This window comes from Paenarthrobacter ureafaciens (assembly GCF_004028095.1).
Lineage (GTDB): Bacteria > Actinomycetota > Actinomycetes > Actinomycetales > Micrococcaceae > Arthrobacter > Arthrobacter ureafaciens.
In genome coordinates, this window is record NZ_SBHM01000003.1 from 36,543 (window position 1) to 56,106 (window position 19,564).

17 protein-coding genes are annotated in these 19,564 nt (G+C 63.9%); 10 read left to right on the plus strand and 7 right to left on the minus strand.

Annotation, left to right across the window (positions count from 1 at the left end; translation table 11 throughout):
• The first annotated feature begins 2 nt into the window (after positions 1–2).
• The 5 genes from AUR_RS00510 to AUR_RS00530 all read left to right on the plus strand — a co-directional run bounded on the left by AUR_RS00510 (position 3) and on the right by AUR_RS00530 (position 7,367).
• Positions 3–746 (plus strand): glycosyltransferase, encoded by a 744-nt coding sequence (locus AUR_RS00510; RefSeq protein ID WP_241650830.1) that lies wholly within the window; start codon positions 3–5, stop codon positions 744–746.
• A 110-nt stretch (positions 747–856) separates the two neighbouring features.
• Positions 857–2,164 (plus strand): glycosyltransferase family 4 protein, encoded by a 1,308-nt coding sequence (locus tag AUR_RS00515; RefSeq protein WP_241650834.1) that lies wholly within the window; start codon positions 857–859, stop codon positions 2,162–2,164.
• Between the two features lie 50 nt (positions 2,165–2,214).
• The gene (locus AUR_RS00520) at positions 2,215–5,400 is read left to right on the plus strand and encodes a polysaccharide biosynthesis protein (protein WP_062096813.1); all 3,186 of its coding nucleotides are present in this window, start codon (positions 2,215–2,217) and stop codon (positions 5,398–5,400) included.
• Positions 5,401–5,442: 42 nt separating this feature from the next.
• Entirely contained in the window at positions 5,443–6,564 is a 1,122-nt protein-coding gene (locus AUR_RS00525) for a glycosyltransferase family 4 protein (protein WP_082694559.1), read from the plus strand.
• A gap of 5 nt (positions 6,565–6,569) precedes the next feature.
• Complete coding sequence (locus AUR_RS00530; RefSeq protein ID WP_062099179.1) at positions 6,570–7,367, plus strand: PIG-L family deacetylase; 798 nt, start codon at positions 6,570–6,572, stop codon at positions 7,365–7,367.
• Positions 7,368–7,382: 15 nt separating this feature from the next.
• On the opposite strand, the gene AUR_RS00535 is transcribed toward AUR_RS00530, so the two are convergent.
• The gene (locus AUR_RS00535) at positions 7,383–8,486 is read right to left on the minus strand and encodes a glycosyl hydrolase family 28-related protein (protein WP_062096811.1); all 1,104 of its coding nucleotides are present in this window, start codon (positions 8,484–8,486) and stop codon (positions 7,383–7,385) included.
• Positions 8,487–8,643: 157 nt separating this feature from the next.
• Here AUR_RS00535 and AUR_RS00540 point away from each other — a divergent pair, with 157 nt between their 5' ends.
• Positions 8,644–9,939, plus strand: coding sequence for an MFS transporter (locus AUR_RS00540; protein ID WP_062099177.1), 1,296 nt, complete (start codon positions 8,644–8,646; stop codon positions 9,937–9,939).
• A 137-nt stretch (positions 9,940–10,076) separates the two neighbouring features.
• On the opposite strand, the gene AUR_RS00545 is transcribed toward AUR_RS00540, so the two are convergent.
• Genes AUR_RS00545 through AUR_RS00560 form a run of 4 tightly spaced genes read right to left on the minus strand, consistent with a single transcriptional unit; the run spans position 10,077 to position 12,240 of the window.
• Entirely contained in the window at positions 10,077–10,655 is a 579-nt protein-coding gene (locus AUR_RS00545; RefSeq protein WP_062096810.1) for a carboxymuconolactone decarboxylase family protein, read from the minus strand.
• Between the two features lie 56 nt (positions 10,656–10,711).
• Positions 10,712–11,065, minus strand: a complete 354-nt coding sequence (locus tag AUR_RS00550) for a TraR/DksA family transcriptional regulator (protein ID WP_062096809.1) — start codon at positions 11,063–11,065, stop codon at positions 10,712–10,714.
• A 3-nt stretch (positions 11,066–11,068) separates the two neighbouring features.
• Positions 11,069–11,551: a pyridoxamine 5'-phosphate oxidase family protein gene (locus AUR_RS00555; RefSeq protein WP_062096808.1), complete on the minus strand. Its 483-nt coding sequence runs from the start codon at positions 11,549–11,551 to the stop codon at positions 11,069–11,071.
• Between the two features lie 59 nt (positions 11,552–11,610).
• Complete coding sequence (locus AUR_RS00560; RefSeq protein WP_062096807.1) at positions 11,611–12,240, minus strand: dihydrofolate reductase family protein; 630 nt, start codon at positions 12,238–12,240, stop codon at positions 11,611–11,613.
• Between the two features lie 213 nt (positions 12,241–12,453).
• Here AUR_RS00560 and ligD point away from each other — a divergent pair, with 213 nt between their 5' ends.
• The gene (gene ligD / locus AUR_RS00565) at positions 12,454–13,698 is read left to right on the plus strand and encodes a non-homologous end-joining DNA ligase (protein WP_062096806.1); all 1,245 of its coding nucleotides are present in this window, start codon (positions 12,454–12,456) and stop codon (positions 13,696–13,698) included.
• 26 nt (positions 13,699–13,724) lie between these two features.
• Here ligD and AUR_RS00570 read toward each other — a convergent pair whose 3' ends face one another.
• Positions 13,725–15,473, minus strand: a complete 1,749-nt coding sequence (locus AUR_RS00570; RefSeq protein ID WP_021474571.1) for a pyruvate dehydrogenase — start codon at positions 15,471–15,473, stop codon at positions 13,725–13,727.
• A gap of 20 nt (positions 15,474–15,493) precedes the next feature.
• Positions 15,494–15,700, minus strand: a complete 207-nt coding sequence (locus AUR_RS00575; protein WP_021474572.1) for a hypervirulence associated TUDOR domain-containing protein — start codon at positions 15,698–15,700, stop codon at positions 15,494–15,496.
• Positions 15,701–15,843: 143 nt separating this feature from the next.
• Here AUR_RS00575 and AUR_RS00580 point away from each other — a divergent pair, with 143 nt between their 5' ends.
• The 3 genes from AUR_RS00580 to hpaE are packed head-to-tail and all read left to right on the plus strand — an operon-like array spanning position 15,844 to position 19,538.
• Entirely contained in the window at positions 15,844–17,346 is a 1,503-nt protein-coding gene (locus AUR_RS00580) for a fumarylacetoacetate hydrolase family protein (RefSeq protein WP_062096805.1), read from the plus strand.
• Positions 17,339–17,998, plus strand: coding sequence for a GntR family transcriptional regulator (locus AUR_RS00585; RefSeq protein ID WP_062096804.1), 660 nt, complete (start codon positions 17,339–17,341; stop codon positions 17,996–17,998). Before AUR_RS00580 ends, AUR_RS00585 begins: the two co-directional genes overlap by 8 nt.
• 10 nt (positions 17,999–18,008) lie before the next feature.
• Positions 18,009–19,538 carry a 5-carboxymethyl-2-hydroxymuconate semialdehyde dehydrogenase gene (gene hpaE, locus AUR_RS00590; protein ID WP_062096803.1) on the plus strand — a complete coding sequence of 510 codons (1,530 nt, stop codon included), beginning with the start codon at positions 18,009–18,011 and terminating at the stop codon, positions 19,536–19,538.
• Positions 19,539–19,564: the final 26 nt, after the last annotated feature.

Sequence of the window (19,564 nt, forward strand, 5' to 3'; positions counted from 1 at the left end):
AAGTGCATCGACATCCTGGTTTGTTGCGCCGCTCAGCAGTAGACCTGGAAGTAATCATTCCAGCGTTCAATGAAGCCGGCCGAATACCTCACACGCTTCAACAAACAGTGGATTTCCTCGCAAAACAATCGTGGTCTTCACGCATTGTGGTGGTGGATAACGGGAGCGTTGACGACACCGGTTACGTAGTGGACCGAATTTCGCGGGAAAGGGGAAATTCGGTACCCATCGCACTCATCGGCTGTTCCCGCCGGGGCAAGGGGGCCGCAGTCAGGCGCGGGCTGCTGAGCGGAACGTCCAAGTACACCGGTTTCTTCGATGCGGATTTGGCGACACCGCTGGAGACCTTGATTCCCACCATGGAACACCTGGGCCAAGGAGCGGCAGCTGTCATAGCGTCCCGGCATGCTCCAGGGTCCACGTTCGTTCAACCCCAACAGCTCGGCCGTCGCATCGGCGGTACTGCCTTCCGGGTGCTGACGAAGTCCAAGGTGAAGGGAATCCGCGACACCCAGTGCGGATTCAAATTCTTTGAGCGTGACGCCCTGACGGCAGCCATGGTGCAATGCCGAAGCATAGGGTTCGCTTTCGACGTTGAACTCCTTTTGCGTCTCCAGCAAGAGGACGCACGCATTGTCGAATTGCCGGTTGCGTGGACCGACGGTGCAGCTTCCACATTCCGTCCGTTGCAGGACGGCTTTGCCAGTTTTGCCTCTGTGCTGCAGCTCCAATGGGCCATGCCATGAACGCGGGAACCAGCCCCATCGCCAATATGGGGCGGCTAGCAGGCAAGCAGATCCTGGTCCTGAATTGGCGGGACATTAAACACAGCCAAGCCGGCGGTGCGGAACAATATATGCACCAGATCTCGGCCCGTTGGGTTGAGGCCGGTGCCAAAGTAACGTGGTTTACGGGCCACCAACCCGGCCAGTCTGCAGAGGACTTTCTTGATGGAATCCGGATATTGCGCAGCGGTGGAACTTTGGGTGTTTATGCACAGGCAGCCCGTAAACTGCTGCAGACTGGAAGTCTTTATGACGCCGTAGTGGATTGCCAAAATGGAATCCCCTTCTTTTCACCAGCGTTTCTGCCGCGGCGTATTCCAGTTGTGCAATTGATTCACCACGTCCACCAGGAACAATTCCGCAGCCGGTTCTCTGCCCCTATGGCGGCAGTGGGGCGGTTCCTGGAAAACACAGGAGCCAAAGCCGTCTATGGCCAGCGCGCCATTGCCGCCGTCTCCCCCTCCACACGGCTTGAGTTGCGGAAGCTTGGCTTCCGGGGGCCTGTGCACGTTGTGCCCAACGGCACCATTGAGGTTCCGCAGACGGTGGGTCCCCGCGATCCTGAACCGACCATCGCCGTCGTCAGCCGCCTGGTCCGGCATAAGCGCATGGACCTGCTGCTGGGGCAGCTAGCGGTTGCTGCGAGAAGCATCCCGCGCCTCCGTTTGGAAGTCATGGGTGACGGACCCGAAAGGGCGAGGCTGCAACAACTGGCCACGGACCTTGGCCTCGATGACACGGTCACTTTCCACGGCTATCAACCCAATGCGCAGCGTAATGCCCTCCTCAGCCGCGCATGGGTGACGGCTTCGACATCCGCTGCTGAAGGCTGGGGTTGCTCCGTCATAGAAGCAGCTGCGTGGGGTGTGCCCTGCATGGCCCTGCGCGTTCCGGGCATCCGCGACTCCGTGGTGGAGGGGCGCACCGGGTGGCTGGTGGACACGGCAAGGGAATTCGGACCCGCGTTGGTTACGGCCCTGGAGACGATGGCGAACCCGAATAAAGCCCGGGAGATCTCAGCGCAGTGCCAACAGTGGGCCCGCTGCTTCACCTGGGACCGCAGTGCTGAACTTCTTGCGGGGGTTGTCCTGGAAGAAGAACTCCGTCTGCAAGGCGCCGAGGAGGCGGCATCCTCGGACATGGCGACGTTGATCCGTTTTCCTGCGCCCGTCGCGGCCGACCTGAGCAGTGTCGTAAGGCCGACGGATGAGATCGCCGAGAACAACGGAGAAGTATCCCTCCTCATGAAGGGCAAGGACGAGTTCGAGGCGTTCGCCCTGCTCAAACGGGTAGGGGTCCTCAACGTCCAGCTGCGACCTGCAGGCCGCAGCATGCTCTTGGCCGGGCCCGGCAGCGCCTTTGCCGCCGAAGCCGGTTAGGACCACACAACTCACGTCGCCAACACCGCGGCCACAAATCCAGGGGGAACATGACTGACACCGTGCGTGAGGTGGGCCTCGGGCCAACACCCACAAAAACAACACCCACCAAGGCGCCCAAACCCAGTGAGGCGCCGGGAACTCTCAAGGCGCCGAAATCCGCCTCCAGCCAGAGACGCGACGAGGCCAAGGTAGCCGAGAACAGCGGTTTCCTTTCCATCGCGGCGGGGATTGTTGGCGTCCTTAGCTACGCCTGCACACTGCTGATGGCGAATCTGCTGCCAACCGTGGAATACACACAATTTGCCGCTTGCGCCATGCTCCTGGGGGTGGTGGGGATTGTCGCCTCGGCTATGGTTCCGCTGCCTCTGTCGCACTTCGTGACCGCGCATCCGGCTGGCTCGGAGGAACGCCGGGACGGGATCGCATTCTCCGTTTTTGTCTCCTTGCTGGCTGGCCTCGCTGCGGCACTGATAACCGGTGTGCTTGCCCTTGGTTTCGCAACGCCGGCACTTGCGGCCGCCGTAGCTGTTGCAGCGTTGGTGATCTTCATGGTTGCTGCCCCCTCGGGCTGGCTCCAAGGAGAGTTGCGGTTCAAGTGGTACGCCTTCACGACTGTCGGTGAAGTGGGCCTGCGTCTGGCCTTCAGCATGCTTGCCATCGCCGTCGCATGGAACGCGGCGGGCGCAGTGGCGGGTTTCGGTGTTGGAGCAGTTGCGCTCGTTGCGGTGCCGTGGTCCTTCTATAAGGACCTGACGTGGCGGCCCCGCGTCCTCAGGGAAAAGTGGCGGTGGGAGGAAACGGCGGACATCGCTTCGGTGCTGTGCGTGGTTTCTGTCCTGGTGGGCACCGACGTCGTGGCGGTTGCTTTCCTCGCCCAAGGCTCACCGGATGCTGCGGGTTTCCAGGCCCTGGCTACCATCGCCAAGGGGCCGGTCTACGTCGCGGCGGGCACGGCCCTGGTCGCCTTCCCGCTGCTCCGGCGCCCCGGTGTGAACGTCCGCGAAGTATTGGGGTCCGCCTTTGCCTCGTTCGGCCAACTGGCCCTGGTGGCCTTCGCCGTCATCGCCACGGCACCGGCTGCGCTGGCCGGCCTCATTATTCCCGGGAAATACCACGGGTCTCTTGGCCTCCTGCCGTGGCTTGCTGCTGCCGGCCTCGGCTACGCCGTGCTGACGGTCCTGGCCACCATCCTGCTCGCCCTGCGCGCTTACCGGCGATGCCAGCTTGGCCTTGCTCTTGCCTGCGTCCTCGTCATAGGCAGTCTTTGGGCCGGCTGGCATTTAGGGGCCGTGGCCGGGATGGCTGTCGGCTCCGCCGTCGGGGCCGTAGTTGCGGCCGCAGTGCTCGGCACCATCGCCTTTCCCGTCCTGAAGCCGGAGACACCCTGGACCGCTTTCGCCCGGCCGGCCGCAGCCGGAACGGCACTGATCCTCACGCTGGCTCTCGCCTCATGGCTGCAGCCGGTGGTGTGGCTGGCGGTTGCGGGCATCAGTGGGGTGGCGGTGCTGGCCCACCAGCGCGGGATGCTGACGCTGAAGCGTCCGGAAACCGCACGACGGCGGATCACCCCACCCGGCAAGGTACGGGAAGGCTCCCCTTTCGGCCGGCACTCCAAGCCGTCTCCCTCATCGCTTGGTCTGCCCGGAAATGCCATCAGCAGTGCCCTCCTTCACCCCTTCGCCGCCTTGGTGGCCGTAGTACTCGCGGCCTTCGGAGTCCGCGCCTTTGGCCTGGCCCGGGCCTTTGAACTCTGGGTGGATGAACTGCTGTATGTCCAGCTGGGCCAATCCGTCAGCCAGGGCCAGTTCCCCACCCTTCCGGACGGGCCGTTCTTCCTCCACCCACCCGGGTTCTTTGTCCTGGAAGCCGGGATCATCAAGCTCTTCGGCATCGAAGGCGACATTGTGGACGTCGTTCTCCAACTGAGGTGGCTTAACGCCGCACTCGGGGCAGTCACAGTGGGGCTCGGCTTCCTGCTTATCCGACGACTGGCAGGGGCGCGCGCTGCCTGGCTGGCTGCCACAATGCTCGCGTTCGAACCATTCATTCTCCGCAATAACAGCCACGCCTTCCTGGAGACTTCGGCGATGGCCGCCGTGCTGGCAGGCCTGCTCCTGTTGGTCGGACCCGCTGAAAAGACCGCCGAATACACCGCGCAAGGATCAATTATGGGGGCCCCGCCGATGAGCGCGGAGACACGGACCATGCGGCGGCGTACTGCACAACTGATCGGAGCCGGCATCTTCCTCGGCTACGCGGTCCTGTGCAAGGACTTCTTCATCATCTGCACCGCGGGCCCTGTGGTCCTGGCCGTCGTGTGGAAGAAGACGCTGTCCTGGCGGCAGGCCGCCGTCGTTGTTTCCACCGCCGCAATCCCCTACATCGCCTACCTGGCCGTGGCAACCGTCCAAGGCCACGCGCCCGACTGGGTGGCGGCGAAAGCCAGCGGACTGTTGCGGGCCTCCGGCATCGAAAAGAGTACCGGTTTCACCGCGGAAGGTTCGCCCAGCCTGTTGGCACGGCTTGTAGACCAGAGCAGCCACTTTGGTACCAGCTACGTTCTGCTGGCACTGTGCCCGGTGGTCGGACTGGTGCTGTGCTTCAGCCTCCACGCCAAACGCCGCCTGCTGGGCCTGACCGGCCTCACCCTCGGCTGCGCCGGAGCGTACAGCGCGGTCTTTGGCACCTTCGAGGAACAGTACGGCTATGGAGTCATGATCGCCGGTGTCCTGTGCTCGGTGGTGGCGGTGGTCGAAATGCGCGAACGCTTCCGGCGCGGACGGAAACTGCTGACGGTGATCGGTGTCTGCTTCGTCGCCCTGACCGTTGTGTTGGGTGTGAGGACAGTCACCACAGTGGACAACGGATTCGTCCAGGTCCGTGACTGGGTGAAAACCAACCTGCCGGCAGACGCGAAGGTGAGCGTCACCAACAGCACCGCCGAGTTCGCCTTCGCAGCCGACCAACGCTTCGGCGTGTGGCCGTCCGCTCCACTCATGCAGGGCGCCGGAGCCGACTACATCCTCACCCAGTCGCACCCCACGAGCCAAGGCTACGGCTACGCCACACGGGACATGTTGGAATGGCTCGAATCCAACGCAACATCGCTGGTCAGGGTTGAAGGTCCCACCAACGGGTTCACCACGCTCTGGCACGTGGCACCGGAGGTCCTGGACCAGGCCGCGATGTCAGGCACGGGCATTCCTTCCAAGAATTACGAAACTGAGCGGTAGGACGTCGTGAGGATACTGCACCTGGGATTTGAGGACCCCGCCATGCCGGGTGCTGGCGGCGGATCCATCCGCACGCATGAAATCAACCGGCGGCTGGCCGCGGAGGGGTTCGACGTTACTGTCCTGACAACGCGGTATCCCGGCTGGGAAGAACGCATCCAGGACGGCGTCCATTACGTTCCCATCGGGGTGGGCGACGGCGGCAACCGCCTCACGCGCCTGGCGGGCTATACGGCACAACTCCCTGTGGAAGCACATAAGCGCCGCTCACGGGCCGATCTTGTGGTGGAAGACTTCTTCGCCCCCTTTTCCAGCATGGCAGCCCCGCTGTGGACGGGCAGGCCCACCATGGGCGTCGTCCAGTGGCTGCACGCGCGGCAGAAGGCCCGCGAGTACAAACTCCCCCTGCACTGGGTGGAAAGGTTCGGTGTCCGCAGCCATCGGAACCTCATCGCGGTTTCGCAGGGCATCGCGGATCAACTCGCGGCCATCAACCCTGACGTGCACGTCGACGTCATCGGTAACGGTGTCAGCCCCGATGCGTGGAAAGTCCAGCCGCGCCTCGGCAAGGACATCCTCTGCATCGGCCGCTTGGAATTCACCGGCAAGGGATTGGACCTGCTGATCGCGGCCTGGTCCAAAGCAGCACCGCATACCGGCGGACAACTCCTTATTGCCGGAACCGGCCCGGACGAAGCCAAAGTCAGGATGGCCGTGCAGGCGGCAGGACTCAACGACCGCGTACGATTCCTGGGTTGGCTTTCCGGCGCGGCAAAATTCGAGGCCCTTGCCGACGCACGGTTGGTGGTTGTGCCCTCACGGGCGGAGACCTTCGGCTTGGTCGCCGTCGAGTCGCTGGCTGCCGGGACGCCCGTCATCACCTTCGATATTCCCTGCCTGCGCGAAATAGTCCCCACCGGGGCCGGCTGGCTGGTGCCGGCGTTCGACGTCGACGCCCTCGCCCAAGCCATGCGGCGTCATTACCCGGATCCCGCACTGGCAGCCGCGGGACCCCGTGGCCGGGACTTCGCAGCCGGCTACAACTGGGACGCGCTCGCCAGGAAACAGGCAGCGGCGTACCGATCGGCATATGCACAAACACCCATCCCACTCGCCCGGCGCCGTCCGCGCCCGGGGGTCACTACGGCACGGCAGGAGATGTGATCCGCATGCGCACAGACACCCGCATTGAACGGTCCCTGGCCGGGGACGCCCCCTGGCTCTTCCTCTCTCCCCATCTGGACGACGCCGTCTTGTCCTGCGGAGCACTGATCGAGGCGCAGGCCCGGGGCAGGGAAATCATCGTAGCCACCCTGTTCACCGAAGCCACCCCCGGTCCGCACACCCGGGCCGCCCGTTCTTTCCTGCGCCAGTGCACCCATTCGAACGCACTGGACCTGTTTGAAGCCCGCAAGGCGGAGGACAACAACGTCCTGGTGGACATGGGTGCCCGTCCCTTGCACATGGGAGGAGTGGACGCTCTTTTCCGGCGCCGCAGGCCCCCACGGCATGGCAGCTCAGCGTGGGACAGAATCCTGCCCGAACTGACCCACTCGTATCCGACGTATCGCTTCGACATTGCCTTGGGCCGCATCTCCCGCGCGGACAAGGCCTTGATCAACAGGCTGCAGGGGGACGTCGCCGAGCTCATGGCAGTCACTGGCGCCGAGCTCCTGTTTTGCCCCGTGGGCGTAGGCAAGCATGTCGACCACCTGATCACGCGGGAGGCTGGAATGGAGCACAAGCGGAACCTGGTGCTGTATTCCGATTTCCCCTACAACCTGGTGTCCGGCCCGGATACGTCCCGACTGGAACGCCTCGGCTACGTGCCTTGGTCATGGGACCGGGGGCTTTCCTCCAAGCCAGGGCGGATTCGCCAGTATGCCACCCAGGCGGACGCGCTCTTCCCCGACGGTAAAATTCCGCCGCGGGCCGAAACGTACTTTGTGCCGGCCCAGGGCAACTGAACTGCAGCGATCCCGCTAGCACCCGTCCTTGTTGTTGGTTGCTTTGATTCCAGCGCCATCGCCAAGTTTGAGGCCTCCCGTGCGGCAAATGGTGTTGTCCGTCACGCTGATGTTCTGCAATTCACCGTGGAAAGTCAGCCAGGGACCCGGCATGTCGGTGAACGAGTTGCCCGACACCTGGATGTCCCGGACTGCTGCGTTGCCGTCGTAGTAACCGGTTTGGATCCCGTTGGGCGAACCCCAAAAGGTGTTGTTTTCCACCGTGATGTTGTGGATGGAGTGCTTCCCGACGGCCAGCTGCAGGCCGGAACCATGCGGGCCCCCGCGGACACGGTTGTTCCTGTACACCACGTCATGGACTTCGGCGCCGATCGATTGGGCCACCAGGCCGTCGTCGCCATCAGCTCCTTGTCCCTGGTCCACAGTGTTGCCTTCCACCACGCCGCCGTGGGAGTCGGTGATGTGGATGCCGTCCAACTGGTCATAGGAGCCGCTGCTGGTTGCAACGGTCTGGTTGTTGCGGACACAGAAGTCGCTGCTGGCCACTACCGCGATGGAATAGGTGAAGGGGTTTCTGGTTAGGACACCCTCCACCAGTGCGTTCTTGGAGTGCCGGACGTCCACGAGGTATTCGGAGAGCCGTCCGGGGGCATTTCCATCCAGCTGGTCTCCGCTGTGGTCCGCGGTCAGCCCGGCGATGGTCACGTTGTTGGCACCATTGGTGGTTATGAGCGGATGCCCTCCGAAAGGACCCTTTGAGGACAGGAATCCGGGCCCGGCCTTCAATACTGTGGCCGCGCCTTGGCCCTTGAGTGCAACGTTGGATTTGAGCACCAACGGCTTGTCCAGCATGAACGTTCCCTCGGGAAGCTGGAGAACAGCCCCTCCGTCCTTCGCCGCGGCGTCAATCGCCTTTTGCAGCGAGCGCGAGGTGTCTTCCGGATCCTTGTAGCCACCCACAACGTACTGGGTAACCTTTGTGGCTTGGCTTCCGGGGGCACTGCAATAGCCGGGCTCTGCGGGCCCCGTGCTTGGTTTGGCTGCCAGGGCCACTACTCCCAGGCTCGCCACGGCCACGACGGCGACCCCCACGGCTACCTTGGCGGCGGCGGATTTCATGGGATCACCTTATCCTGCGTTTATGGCATCTTTTCCTGCCGGCGCGATGGCGGGCAGTGCATGTCGAACGGGCCGGCGAAACGCTATGGCAACAGGAACCGAACGGTAAGACAATGGGCTCGTGGCCCGTCCTCACTCCGAAGGCAGCGGCGACACCATGAACGATGCCGCCCGCGCGATACAGCGTGTCTACCTGACACTCACCTTGGGCAACACGATCGCGGCATCCTTCATCTGGGGCATCAACACCCTTTTCCTGCTGGATGCTGGACTGAGCAACCTTGAGGCTTTCGCCGCGAACGCGTTCTTCACTGCGGGCATGGTCCTGTTCGAGGTGCCCACCGGTGTAGTTGCCGATGGGTGGGGTCGGCGTACTTCGTTCCTGCTGGGCACCATGACGCTCGCCTCGTCCACTTACCTCTACTACGTCCTCTGGCAGATCTCCGCACCGTTCTGGATGTGGGCGGTGGTGTCGGTGCTGTTGGGGCTTGGCTTCACGTTTTTCTCCGGGGCAGTTGAAGCCTGGCTGGTGGACGCCCTGCGGTATTCGGGATACGAAGGCGGCCTGGAAACCGTCCTGGGCCGCGGGCAGATGGCGCAAGGAATCGCTATGCTGGTCGGCTCAGTGGCGGGGGGTGTCATTGCGCAGGCCACGGACCTTGGCGTGCCGTTCCTGCTGAGGGTCCTGGTACTCGTTGCCATGTTCGCGGTCGCTTTCCGGTTGATGCACGACGTCGGGTTCTCACCCGAGCGCTCCGCCCGCCCGTTGGAAGCCACGCGGACGGTGTTGTCGGCGTCGATCGAAAACGGTTTGAAAAACCGCCCCGTCCGGTACGTGATGCTCGCTGCTCCCTTCACTGCCGGCGTCGGGATTTACGTTTTCTATGCTTTGCAGCCCTTCCTGCTTGAGCTGTTCGGCGATCCAAAGGCTTACTCGATTGCAGGGCTCGCGGCCGCGATCGTTGCCGGTTCGCAGGTTCTTGGGGGCTGGTTGGCACCGCATTTGCGAGGCATGTTCCACAGGCGCACTTCGGTGCTGATCCTGACCGGCGTCATCGGTGGGGCGATCCTGCTGGCCTTGGGGTTTACCAGCTTGTTCTGGGTTGCCTTGCTGCTGCTGGCGCTTTGGGCGGTCATGGGTTCGGCGGCCCTTCCGGTGCGGCAGGCGTACGTCAATGACATGATCCCGTCCAAGCAGCGCGCTACGGTCTTGAGCTTTGATTCCCTGATGGGTTCCAGCGGAGGCGTCGTGGTCCAACCGCTCCTGGGCCGCAGCGCGGACCTTTACGGCTATCCCGCGTCGCTGGCGATTGCCGGTGTCATCGAGTTGCTGGCCGTCCCGTTCCTTCTCGCCAGCCGCAAGCAAGCTCCTGCAGCCGACCGCGCCACGACGTCGCCGCCGGGCCACAGCGGACCGGAGCCCACGGGTTCGGACCGGGGCGTGGTGGCCTAGATAGAGTCCGACGGCGACGCGTCGATTTAGTGCGGCCCGCGTCGGTGCAGTGCGGTACGTCGGCGGCTCAATGCAGCACGTCGGTGCAGTGCAGTGAGCCAGCGCAGTGAGCCGGTGCCGTCAGCCAGCCCTGTGCGTCAGTCCGGTGGCAGGGGCGCCAGTAGAGCGTCTTTGAGCCCCGGCGACAGACCTTGGGGTACGTCCAGATCAACTGCCAAAGCCAGCAATGCCCTGCTGAAGTAGTTGCGGGCGGCCGCAGCCAGCGTAATATCGACAATCTCGCGATCGCTGAACCCTGCGTCGCGCAGGCGGAGGGTGTCGTCGTCGGACATGGCGGACGGCTCCGTGCTGAGCTTCACCGCGTAATCCATCATGGCCACTTCTTCCGGTGGCAATCCCGCCGTTCGGTAGTCGCGGGCGATCGCCGCCAGTTCTTCTTCGTCGATAATCGCCAGGGTCTTCTTCCCGTGCGCGAGGCGGCAGTGGGAAGATCCGATGGCTTGGGCAGCGGCCAAGGTGACAAGCTCATAGCGCCTGAGCCCGAGGGAGGAACCTATGGCGCGCGCCAGCGACGCCCACGCCTCGTAGGCCTCGGGGTTGAGGCTTACAGCTTTGGTGTGGCTGGGAACGTAGCCCAGGGACTTGAGGTCGGATTGGTAAATGTCAGCCGTCCGGCCGGTGGCCTCAGCTTCCGAGGGTACGTTAAGGATGGACATGGCCGATATTCTGGCCCTCGACCGGACAGTTGTAAATGCCTGGATTACTGAACCGTTTACCTGCGCCCCGAGGCGTGCCGGACGCAGAAGGGAGTCCAAGGGCGGGCTTCCAAGCGACCCTCGGGTATTTCCTCCCCGCAAACGGCACATCGGCCGTAGGTACCGGCGTCAATGCGGGCCAACGCCGCCTCGATTTGCTCCAATCCCCCACGGCTTTGCTCCATGAGGGCCCCGGCCTGTGACAGTTCGAACGCTATGGTGCTGCCTTCGGGGTCATGCTCGTCGTCCACATTGGAGTCCACCCGGGCGGCGCTTACCGAGCGGATGTCGCCGCGAAGGGAGTCCAGGAGGGTGAGCTTTTGCTCCTTCTCCCGGTTCAATATCGCGCGGAACCGCTCAGCATCCACCATGGTTCAGAGATCTACGGTGTCGCTCTCCCCGACACTCATCCGGGAGTTCGTCACTTTGGACTTGACCCACTGCAGGACGGTCGCGGCCGTACCGCCGGGACTGGTCCAGTATTCCGCGGAGTCGGAATCCACGCGAAGCAGGCAGGCCTCGGGAGTTTCCGGTCCGTCCGGGAACCATGCTTCAGCGGCCTGGCTCCACTGCTGGCGGATCTTCGCCCGGTCCGTTACGACCTCCGCTGTTCCAGCCACGGAGACCCACTCGGTCCTCCGGCCAAAGGATACGTTGACCCGGGCATCTGCCTTCACGTGCGCCACCTGGGATGTCCCGAGAGAAGTCAGGAACCACAGGTCGCCGTCTTCCTGGACCTCCTGAACGGCAAGGGGCCGGCTGACGAGCACTCCGGACTCATTGATGGTGGTGAGCATCCCGATTCTGGAGTCGTTGATGATTTCCGTGACCTTGCTGATGCCGTGTTCTTCAGTCATGTTCGCCTCGTTTCCTCTGGTCAGGGAAGGTCCCCACGTCAGCCTATTAGTAAGTTGCCTTATTTTCTAGCCGGAGGTGGGCCCTCCAAGACCGTGGGGATGTACTCCAACAACTGGGACCGACCATCAAAAGTCCTGCTGTTAATCAACTCAAGGGCAACGTCCGGGTAGCCGTCATAGATCCTTTCGCTTCCGGTCCGGCCCGTGATCACGGGGAAGATAACAAGCCGGAACCGGTCCACGAGCCCGGCGGTCAGCAGGGACCTGGACAGGCTGAGGCTGCCCAGCGTCGACAACGTCCCTGTACGGGTGCGTTTCATCTCCCGAACGGCCTCCACGGCATCGCCGCGAATCAACTCGCAATGTGGCCAGGCAAGGGGCTCTTGCAGGGTAGAGGAGAAGACGACCTTCCGCATGTCAGCCAAGCCACCCAGGCTGGCGCCTTCATCTTCGGAGAACGCGGCAGAGTCGTCCACCGCCTGCTGGGACAGTCCAGCCATCACCCTGTAGGTATTCGCTCCCATGAGGGTGGTGAAATCCTTCTTTCCCTCTTCTTCGAGCCAGGCAAGGTATTCCGGTCCTTCAAGGCCCCACCAGCCCGGCCAACCCTCGCCGGAGGCGTAGCCGTCCAAACTGATGATCAGGTCCACCATTAACTCTGCGCCGGACTTTTCGTTTGCTTCACTCATAATTGGCTCCTTGTGCATCTGCATGTGCCGTTGCGACCCGCCTTCGCGGCGCCCGCCGATCCGCTGCGACCCGCCTTGCCGGGGCTCACCAATCCAGACGCGGCTACCATCCGGAGGCGGCCATGCTATCGCCGTGCCAACGCGTGCTCAAGGGTCACCGCCTGGTGCAGCAGGCTATGGTCCACACCGCTGATCGTTGCTAGCGTGTCGCCCATGACTCCGTCCAAGACCCCGGCCGAGATTCTTACGATCGATGATGTGGACGTCCGCGTCTCCAGTCCGGACAAGCTGGTCTTCCCGGAGCCGGGACTCACCAAACTGGACCTTGTCCGGTACTACCTGTCGGTTGCCGAAGGCGCACTCCGTGGAGCCGGCGGGCGGCCCATGGTCCTCAAGCGCTTCCCCAAGGGCATCGACGCGGAGCCGTTCTTCCAGAAGCGCGTTCCGGAGAACCACCCACCCTTCATCGACACCGCAACACTGCATTACTCCTCCGGCACTTCGGCCGAGGAAGCCGTGATACGGGACGCCGCCGGTCTCGCGTGGGTGGTGAACCTTGGCTGCCTTGACCTCAACCCCCATCCCGTGCGGGCCGAAGACCTCGACCACCCCGACGAACTCCGGATCGACCTTGATCCGATGCCGGGCGTGGACTGGAAACAAATAGTGGATGTCGCCTACGTGGCTCGGGAGGTGCTGGACGACGTCGGACTGGTTGGCTGGCCCAAGACCAGTGGCTCCCGCGGACTCCACATCATGGTCCGGATAGCGCCGGACCATGACTACCGGCAGGTCCGGCTGGCTGCCGAAACCCTCGCGCGCGAAGTCGGGAACCGGGCGCCCGGGCTGGCCACGGCCCGGTGGTGGAAAGAGGAACGGGGCGAGAGCGTATTTGTTGACTTCAACCAGAACGCCAAAGACCGCACCGTGGCCTCCGCCTACTCCATCAGGCCCCTGCCGGACGCCAGGGTCTCCACGCCACTGACGTGGAAAGAACTAGCAACCATCCGGCCGGACCAGTTCACAGTCCTCACCGTCCCTGGCAGGTACAAGGACATCGGCGATCCCCACGATGGCATCGACCAAGCCCCGGGAAACCTGGAGGGCCTCCTCGCGCTCGCGGAGGAATTGGGCCCGGCGGAAAAGGCACCCAGGGCAGGCGACGGGTCCGGACGCCGGAAATCGACCATGCCGCTCATCGAAGTAGCCCGGACCAAAACCAAGCCGGAAGCCCTCGAAGCCCTGGAGGAGTGGAAAGCCAACCACGCGGACGTCGTTCCCGAGTTGCATCCGGCGGACGTCCTGGTGGATGGGATGCGCGGCTCAAGCTCGCTCTGGTACCGCGTTCGGGTGAACCTCCAGCATGTCCCCGAGGACAAGCGGCCACAGCAGGAGAAGCTGATCGCTGACTACGATCCGTGGGCGGGCAAGGAGTGGTCCGGCGGACCGGAGAGGTAAGCCCCCGGCCCGCCGGAACCAGGGTCCTAGCGGCGCGGAATGTTGCGGAGGTTGCTGCGGGCCATGCTGACGGCCTCCCCCGCTCCGCGGTTCAGCACCACCTTGGACATGGCCGTGGCGAAACCGATGACCTGCGAGCCGGAGATCTTCGGAGGGATGGACAGCGCCTGCGGATCGGTGATCAGTTCCACGAGTGCGGGGCCGGGATGTGCGAACGCTTCCCGGTAGGCTGACTCAATGTCTGCCGGGTCCGTCACCCGCACCGCGTGAAAACCGAGTGCTTTGGCCACAGCGGCATAGTTGGCATCCGGGACGTCCACCCCGAAGTCGGGCAGGCCATCCACCAGCATCTCCAGTTTCACCATGCCCAACGTGGAGTTGTTGAACACGACCACCTTCACGGGCAACTTGTGGGCAGCCACGGTGATGAGTTCACCCAGCAGCATGGACAGTCCCCCGTCGCCGGAGACCGACACCACCTGGCGGCCCGGATAGGCCAATTGCGCTCCAATGGCGTGCGGGAGGGCATTGGCCATGGAACCGTGAAGGAACGACCCAATCAGCCGGCGGGTCCCCAAAGGGTTGATGTAGCGCGCCGTCCACACATTGCACATGCCGGTGTCCGCAGTGAAGATCGCATCCTCGGCGGCCACCTGGTCCAACAACGACGCCGCGTATTCCGGGTGGATGGGCTGTTTCTTCTCCACCTTCCGCGTGTAGGCTCCCACAGCCTTGTTCATCAAGCGGTCGTGTTTCTTGAGCATCTGGTCCAGAAAGCGGCGGCTCGACTTCGGCTTCACCAGGGGCAGGAGCGCAGTGAGGGTGGGGAGCACATCACCCTGGACGGCGATGTCGACGTCGGTCCGCCTCCCCAATCGCTGGGCGGCGCGGTCTACCTGCGCCGTGCGGGTCTCCGGAAGGAACTGGTCATAGGGAAAGTCGGTTCCCAGGAGGACCAGCAGGTCAGCGTCTTCAATGCCTTCGGCCGCGGCTCCGTAGCCGAGCAGTCCCGTCATGCCAATGTCGAACGGGTTGTCGTACTGGACAAAATCCTTGCCGCGCAGGGAATGCCCGATCGGAGCCTTCGCCAACTCAGCCAGGGCAATCAACTCGCTGTGTGCTCCCTCGACGCCCGCGCCGGCAAAAATGGCGACCTTGCCGGCGTCGTTGATGGCATCGGCGAGTTCCTGCACGCTGGCCGGATCCGGAACCAAACTGGCGGGGCGGAACGTCGCCGGAAGTGGCGTTGAAGCCGTGGCTTCCAGGCCCGCAATGTCACCGGGCAGAGTGACGACGGCGACGCCCCTCAACGCGACGGCATTTTGGATGGCGCTATGCATGACGCGCGGCGCCTGGTCGGTGGTGCTCACCAGTTCGGAGTACACCGAGCATTCGTTGAAGAGCCGGTCCGGGTGGGTCTCCTGGAAGAACCCGCTGCCTATTTGCTTGCTTGGGATGTGGGAGGCAATCGCCAGCACCGGGGCGCCGGTACGGTTGGCGTCATAGAGGCCATTGATCAGGTGGAGGTTGCCGGGGCCGCAGGAACCGGCACACACGGCCAGCTTTCCGGTGAGTTGCGCTTCGGCCGCTGCGGCGAACGCGGCAGCTTCTTCATGCCGGACGTGGATCCAATCGATACCCCCTTGGGCGGAGCCGCCGGTCTGCCGGACAGCATCGACGAGGGGGTTGAGGCTGTCGCCCACGATCCCGTAGATACGCTGCACTCCGGCAGCTTGGAGTTGTTCGATGAGTTGGGTTGCAAGCTCTTTGGCCATAGTGCTCCTCCTCGCCAGCGCTACTTCTTCTCGGTCAGGGCCGAGGCTTTATGCGCCGCACGGGCACCGGTCTTGTCCGACTCCACGATGTATTGCGGCTCATCCTCGCTGGCCCGGTGCGTGTTGCCTTCGAGTTCGAAGTCGGACGTCTTCTTCTCGACGATTTTCCCGTGCGTCGCGCCCTGGGACGTGTTCCATTCGACGTGCGTGCCTTTGCTTAGCGTCATGGCTGCTCCTTGCGTCTGGAGGGCAACCGCCCTTTCAGGCGGACCCGGGTGTCCAGCCATAGTAAGCACGTTGGGCCCTTGACACCTTCCCGCAGATGAGCCAGAGTGATCGTATACGATTTCATACTCGATGAGGAGTGGGTTTGGAACAGGTCACATCGGACACCCTGGCGGCAGCGCGCAAGGTGATTGCGGTCCACATCAACTACCCCAGCCGGGCTGCGCAGCGTGGGCGGACTCCGGCGCAACCGTCGTACTTCCTGAAGCCGCCGTCGTCGTTGTCCCTGGGTTCCCCCGACGCTCCCGGCACCGTTGAACGCCCTGCCGGCTGTGAGCTGCTCGGTTACGAGGGCGAGATCGCACTGGTGATCGGCAAAGCTGCCCGCCGCGTTGGCTTGGAGGATGCGTGGAGCCACGTTGCCGCCGTCACGGCTTCCAACGACCTCGGCGTGTACGACCTTCGCTACGCGGACAAGGGTTCCAACCTCCGCTCCAAGGGCGGTGACGGCTTCACGCCCGTTGGCCCGGCGCTCATCCCGGCAGACGCCGTCGACCCTTCCAAACTGCGCATCCGCACGTGGCATAACGGTCAGCTGGTCCAGGACGACACCACCGAGGACCTCCTCTTCCCCTTCGCGCAGCTCGTCGCGGACCTCTCCCAGCTGCTGACGCTCGAGGAGGGCGACATCATCCTCACCGGCACCCCCGCCGGAGCTTCCGTGGCTGTCCCGGGGGACGTCGTCGAAATTGAGGTCACCGGAGGTGATTTCAGCACCGGCCGCCTCACCACCAAGGTGACGGAAGGTACGACGCCGTTCGCGGACTTTGGTGCCGGCCCCAAGACCGATGACACGCAGCGGGAAGAGGCCTACGGTTCCCGCGAAGCCGCCGGGCTGGCACCCGCGGAGCCGGCGGCTGCCGCGAGTGTGCTGACGCCGGAGTTAAAGGCGAAGCTCGAATCGGTGGCCACCGCTACCCTGTCGTCGCAGCTTCGCAAGCGCGGGTTGAACAACGTCAGCATCGACGGCTTGCAGGCCACCCGCCCGGACCGCAAGGTGGTGGGTTTGGCCCGGACGCTGCGCTATGTACCCAACCGTGAGGACCTTTTCAAGACCCACGGCGGTGGCTTCAACGCCCAGAAACGCGCGATCGATTCGGTGAATGAAGGCGAAATCCTGGTCATGGAAGCCCGCGGAGAAAAGGGCACCGGAACAGTGGGGGACATCCTCGCACTGCGGGCCCAGGTCCGTGGAGCCGCGGCGATCATTACCGACGGCGGTGTCCGCGACTACTCTGCCGTGGCGGACCTGGACATGCCGACATACTTCGCGAACCCGCACCCGGCCGTGCTCGGACGCCGGCACATCCCGTGGGACACCGACATCACCATTGCCTGCGGCGGCGCCACTGTGCAGCCGGGCGACATCATCGTTGCCGATTCCGACGGGATCCTGGTCATTCCCCCGGCCATCGCCGAGGAACTCGTGGACGACTGCATCGCCCAGGAAAAGGAAGAAGTCTTCATCTTTGAGATGGTCAAGCAAGGCAACAGCGTGGATGGTCTTTACCCCATGAACAAGGAGTGGCAGGCCCGCTACGCCGAATGGCTGTCCCTGCAAGCCACGGAAGGAGCCCACGGTGACTGAAACCGCCGTCGGGAGCAAATCCCAGCAAGCGTATGAGGCCGTGAAGGCCCGGATCGTCGAGGGCGCCTACACCCCCGGCTACCGGCTGGTGCTGGCCAAGATCGCCGAAGACCTGGGCTTCAGCGTGGTCCCTGTCCGCGAAGCCATCCGCCGGCTGGAGGCCGAAGGCCTGGTGAAGTTCGAACGGAACGTCGGCGCGACGGTCTCCGGGATCGACCCCACCGAGTACCTGTACACGATGCAGACCCTGAGCATCGTGGAAGGTGCGGCCACCGCGTTGTCCGCACCGCTGATTGATCCGGCCACGATCGCCCGCGCCCGTGCAGTGAATGCCGAGATGCGCGAGTGCCTGGAACACTTTGACCCCGTCCGCTTCACCGCCCTGAACCAGGACTTCCATTCCGTCCTGTTCGAGCACTGCCCCAACCCGCACATTCTTGACCTGGTCCACCGCGGCTGGAACCGGCTGGCGTCCCTGCGCTCATCCACGTTCCGGTTCGTGCCCGGCCGGGCCCAGGAATCGGTGCGTGAACACGAGGCCCTGCTCCAACTCATCGAGTCCGGAGCAGACGCCGACACCATCGAGAAAGCTGCCCGCCAACACCGCGCCGCCACCCTCGACGCCTACCTCGCCCACGCCGTATCCAGTTAGGAACTCAACGATGACGACCTCCACCGAAACCACCAAGCACTACGTTCCCGAGGACCTGCCCACCCATATCCAGCACTACATCAACGGCGAGTTCGTTGACTCCGTCTCCGGGAAGACCTTCGACGTGCTGGACCCGGTGTCCAACCAGAACTACGCCACCGCCGCCGCGGGCCAGAAGGAAGACATCGACCTCGCCGTCGCCGCAGCGCGCGAAGCGTTCGTCAACGGTCCCTGGCCGAAGATGAAGCCCCGCGAGCGTGCCCGGGTGCTGAACAAGATCGCCGACGCCGTCGAGGCGCAGGAAGCCCGCCTCGCCGAGCTCGAGACGTTCGATACCGGCCTGCCGATCACCCAGGCCAAAGGCCAGGCACTCCGGGCGGCGGAGAACTTCCGTTTCTTCGCGGACCTGATCGTGGCCCAGTTCGACGACGCGATGAAGGTCCCCGGCTCGCAGATCAACTACGTCAACCGCAAGCCGATCGGCGTCGCCGGCCTGATCACGCCGTGGAATACCCCGTTCATGCTCGAGTCGTGGAAGCTCGCTCCGGCCTTGGCCACCGGCAACACCGTGGTCCTGAAGCCAGCAGAGTTCACGCCGCTCTCGGCGTCCTTGTGGGCGCAGATTTTCAAGGACGCCGGCCTGCCCGACGGGGTGTTCAACCTGGTCAACGGCCTGGGTGAGGAAGCCGGTGATGCGTTGGTGAAGCACCCGGACGTTCCGCTGATCTCCTTTACCGGCGAGACCACCACCGGCCAGACGATCTTCCGCAACGCTGCAGAGAACCTCAAGGGCCTGTCCATGGAACTCGGCGGCAAGTCCCCGTGCGTCGTGTTCGCCGACGCCGACCTGGACGCCGCGATCGATTCGGCCCTGTTCGGCGTGTTCTCGCTCAACGGCGAACGCTGCACCGCCGGCTCCCGCATCCTGGTGGAACGCGCCATCTACGACGAATTCTGCGAAAAGTACGCCGCCCGGGCCAAAAACATCGTTGTCGGCGATCCCCACGATCCCAAGACCCAGGTGGGTGCGCTCGTCCACCCCGAGCACTACGACAAGGTGGCCTCCTACGTGGAGATCGGCAAGTCCGAAGGCCGGCTCCTGGCCGGCGGCGGCAGGCCCGACCACCTGCCCGAAGGCAACTACATCGCACCCACCGTGTTTGCCGACGTCGCACCTGACGCGCGGATCTTCCAGGAGGAAATCTTCGGTCCCGTCGTGGCCATCACCCCGTTCGAGAACGACGACGAAGCCCTCGCCCTGGCGAACAACACCAAGTACGGCCTGGCCGCCTACATCTGGACGCAGAACCTGACCCGGGCGCACAACTTCTCCCAAAACGTCGAGGCCGGCATGGTGTGGCTCAACAGCCACAACGTCCGCGACCTGCGCACCCCGTTCGGCGGCGTCAAAGCCTCCGGCCTGGGCCACGAGGGCGGCTACCGCTCGATCGACTTCTACACCGACCAGCAAGCCGTGCACATCACCCTCGGCTCCGTCCACACCCCCAAATTCGGAGACACGCCCAAGTCCGGCGCCTAGCACCCAACCAGGTCGCAATAGAGCGC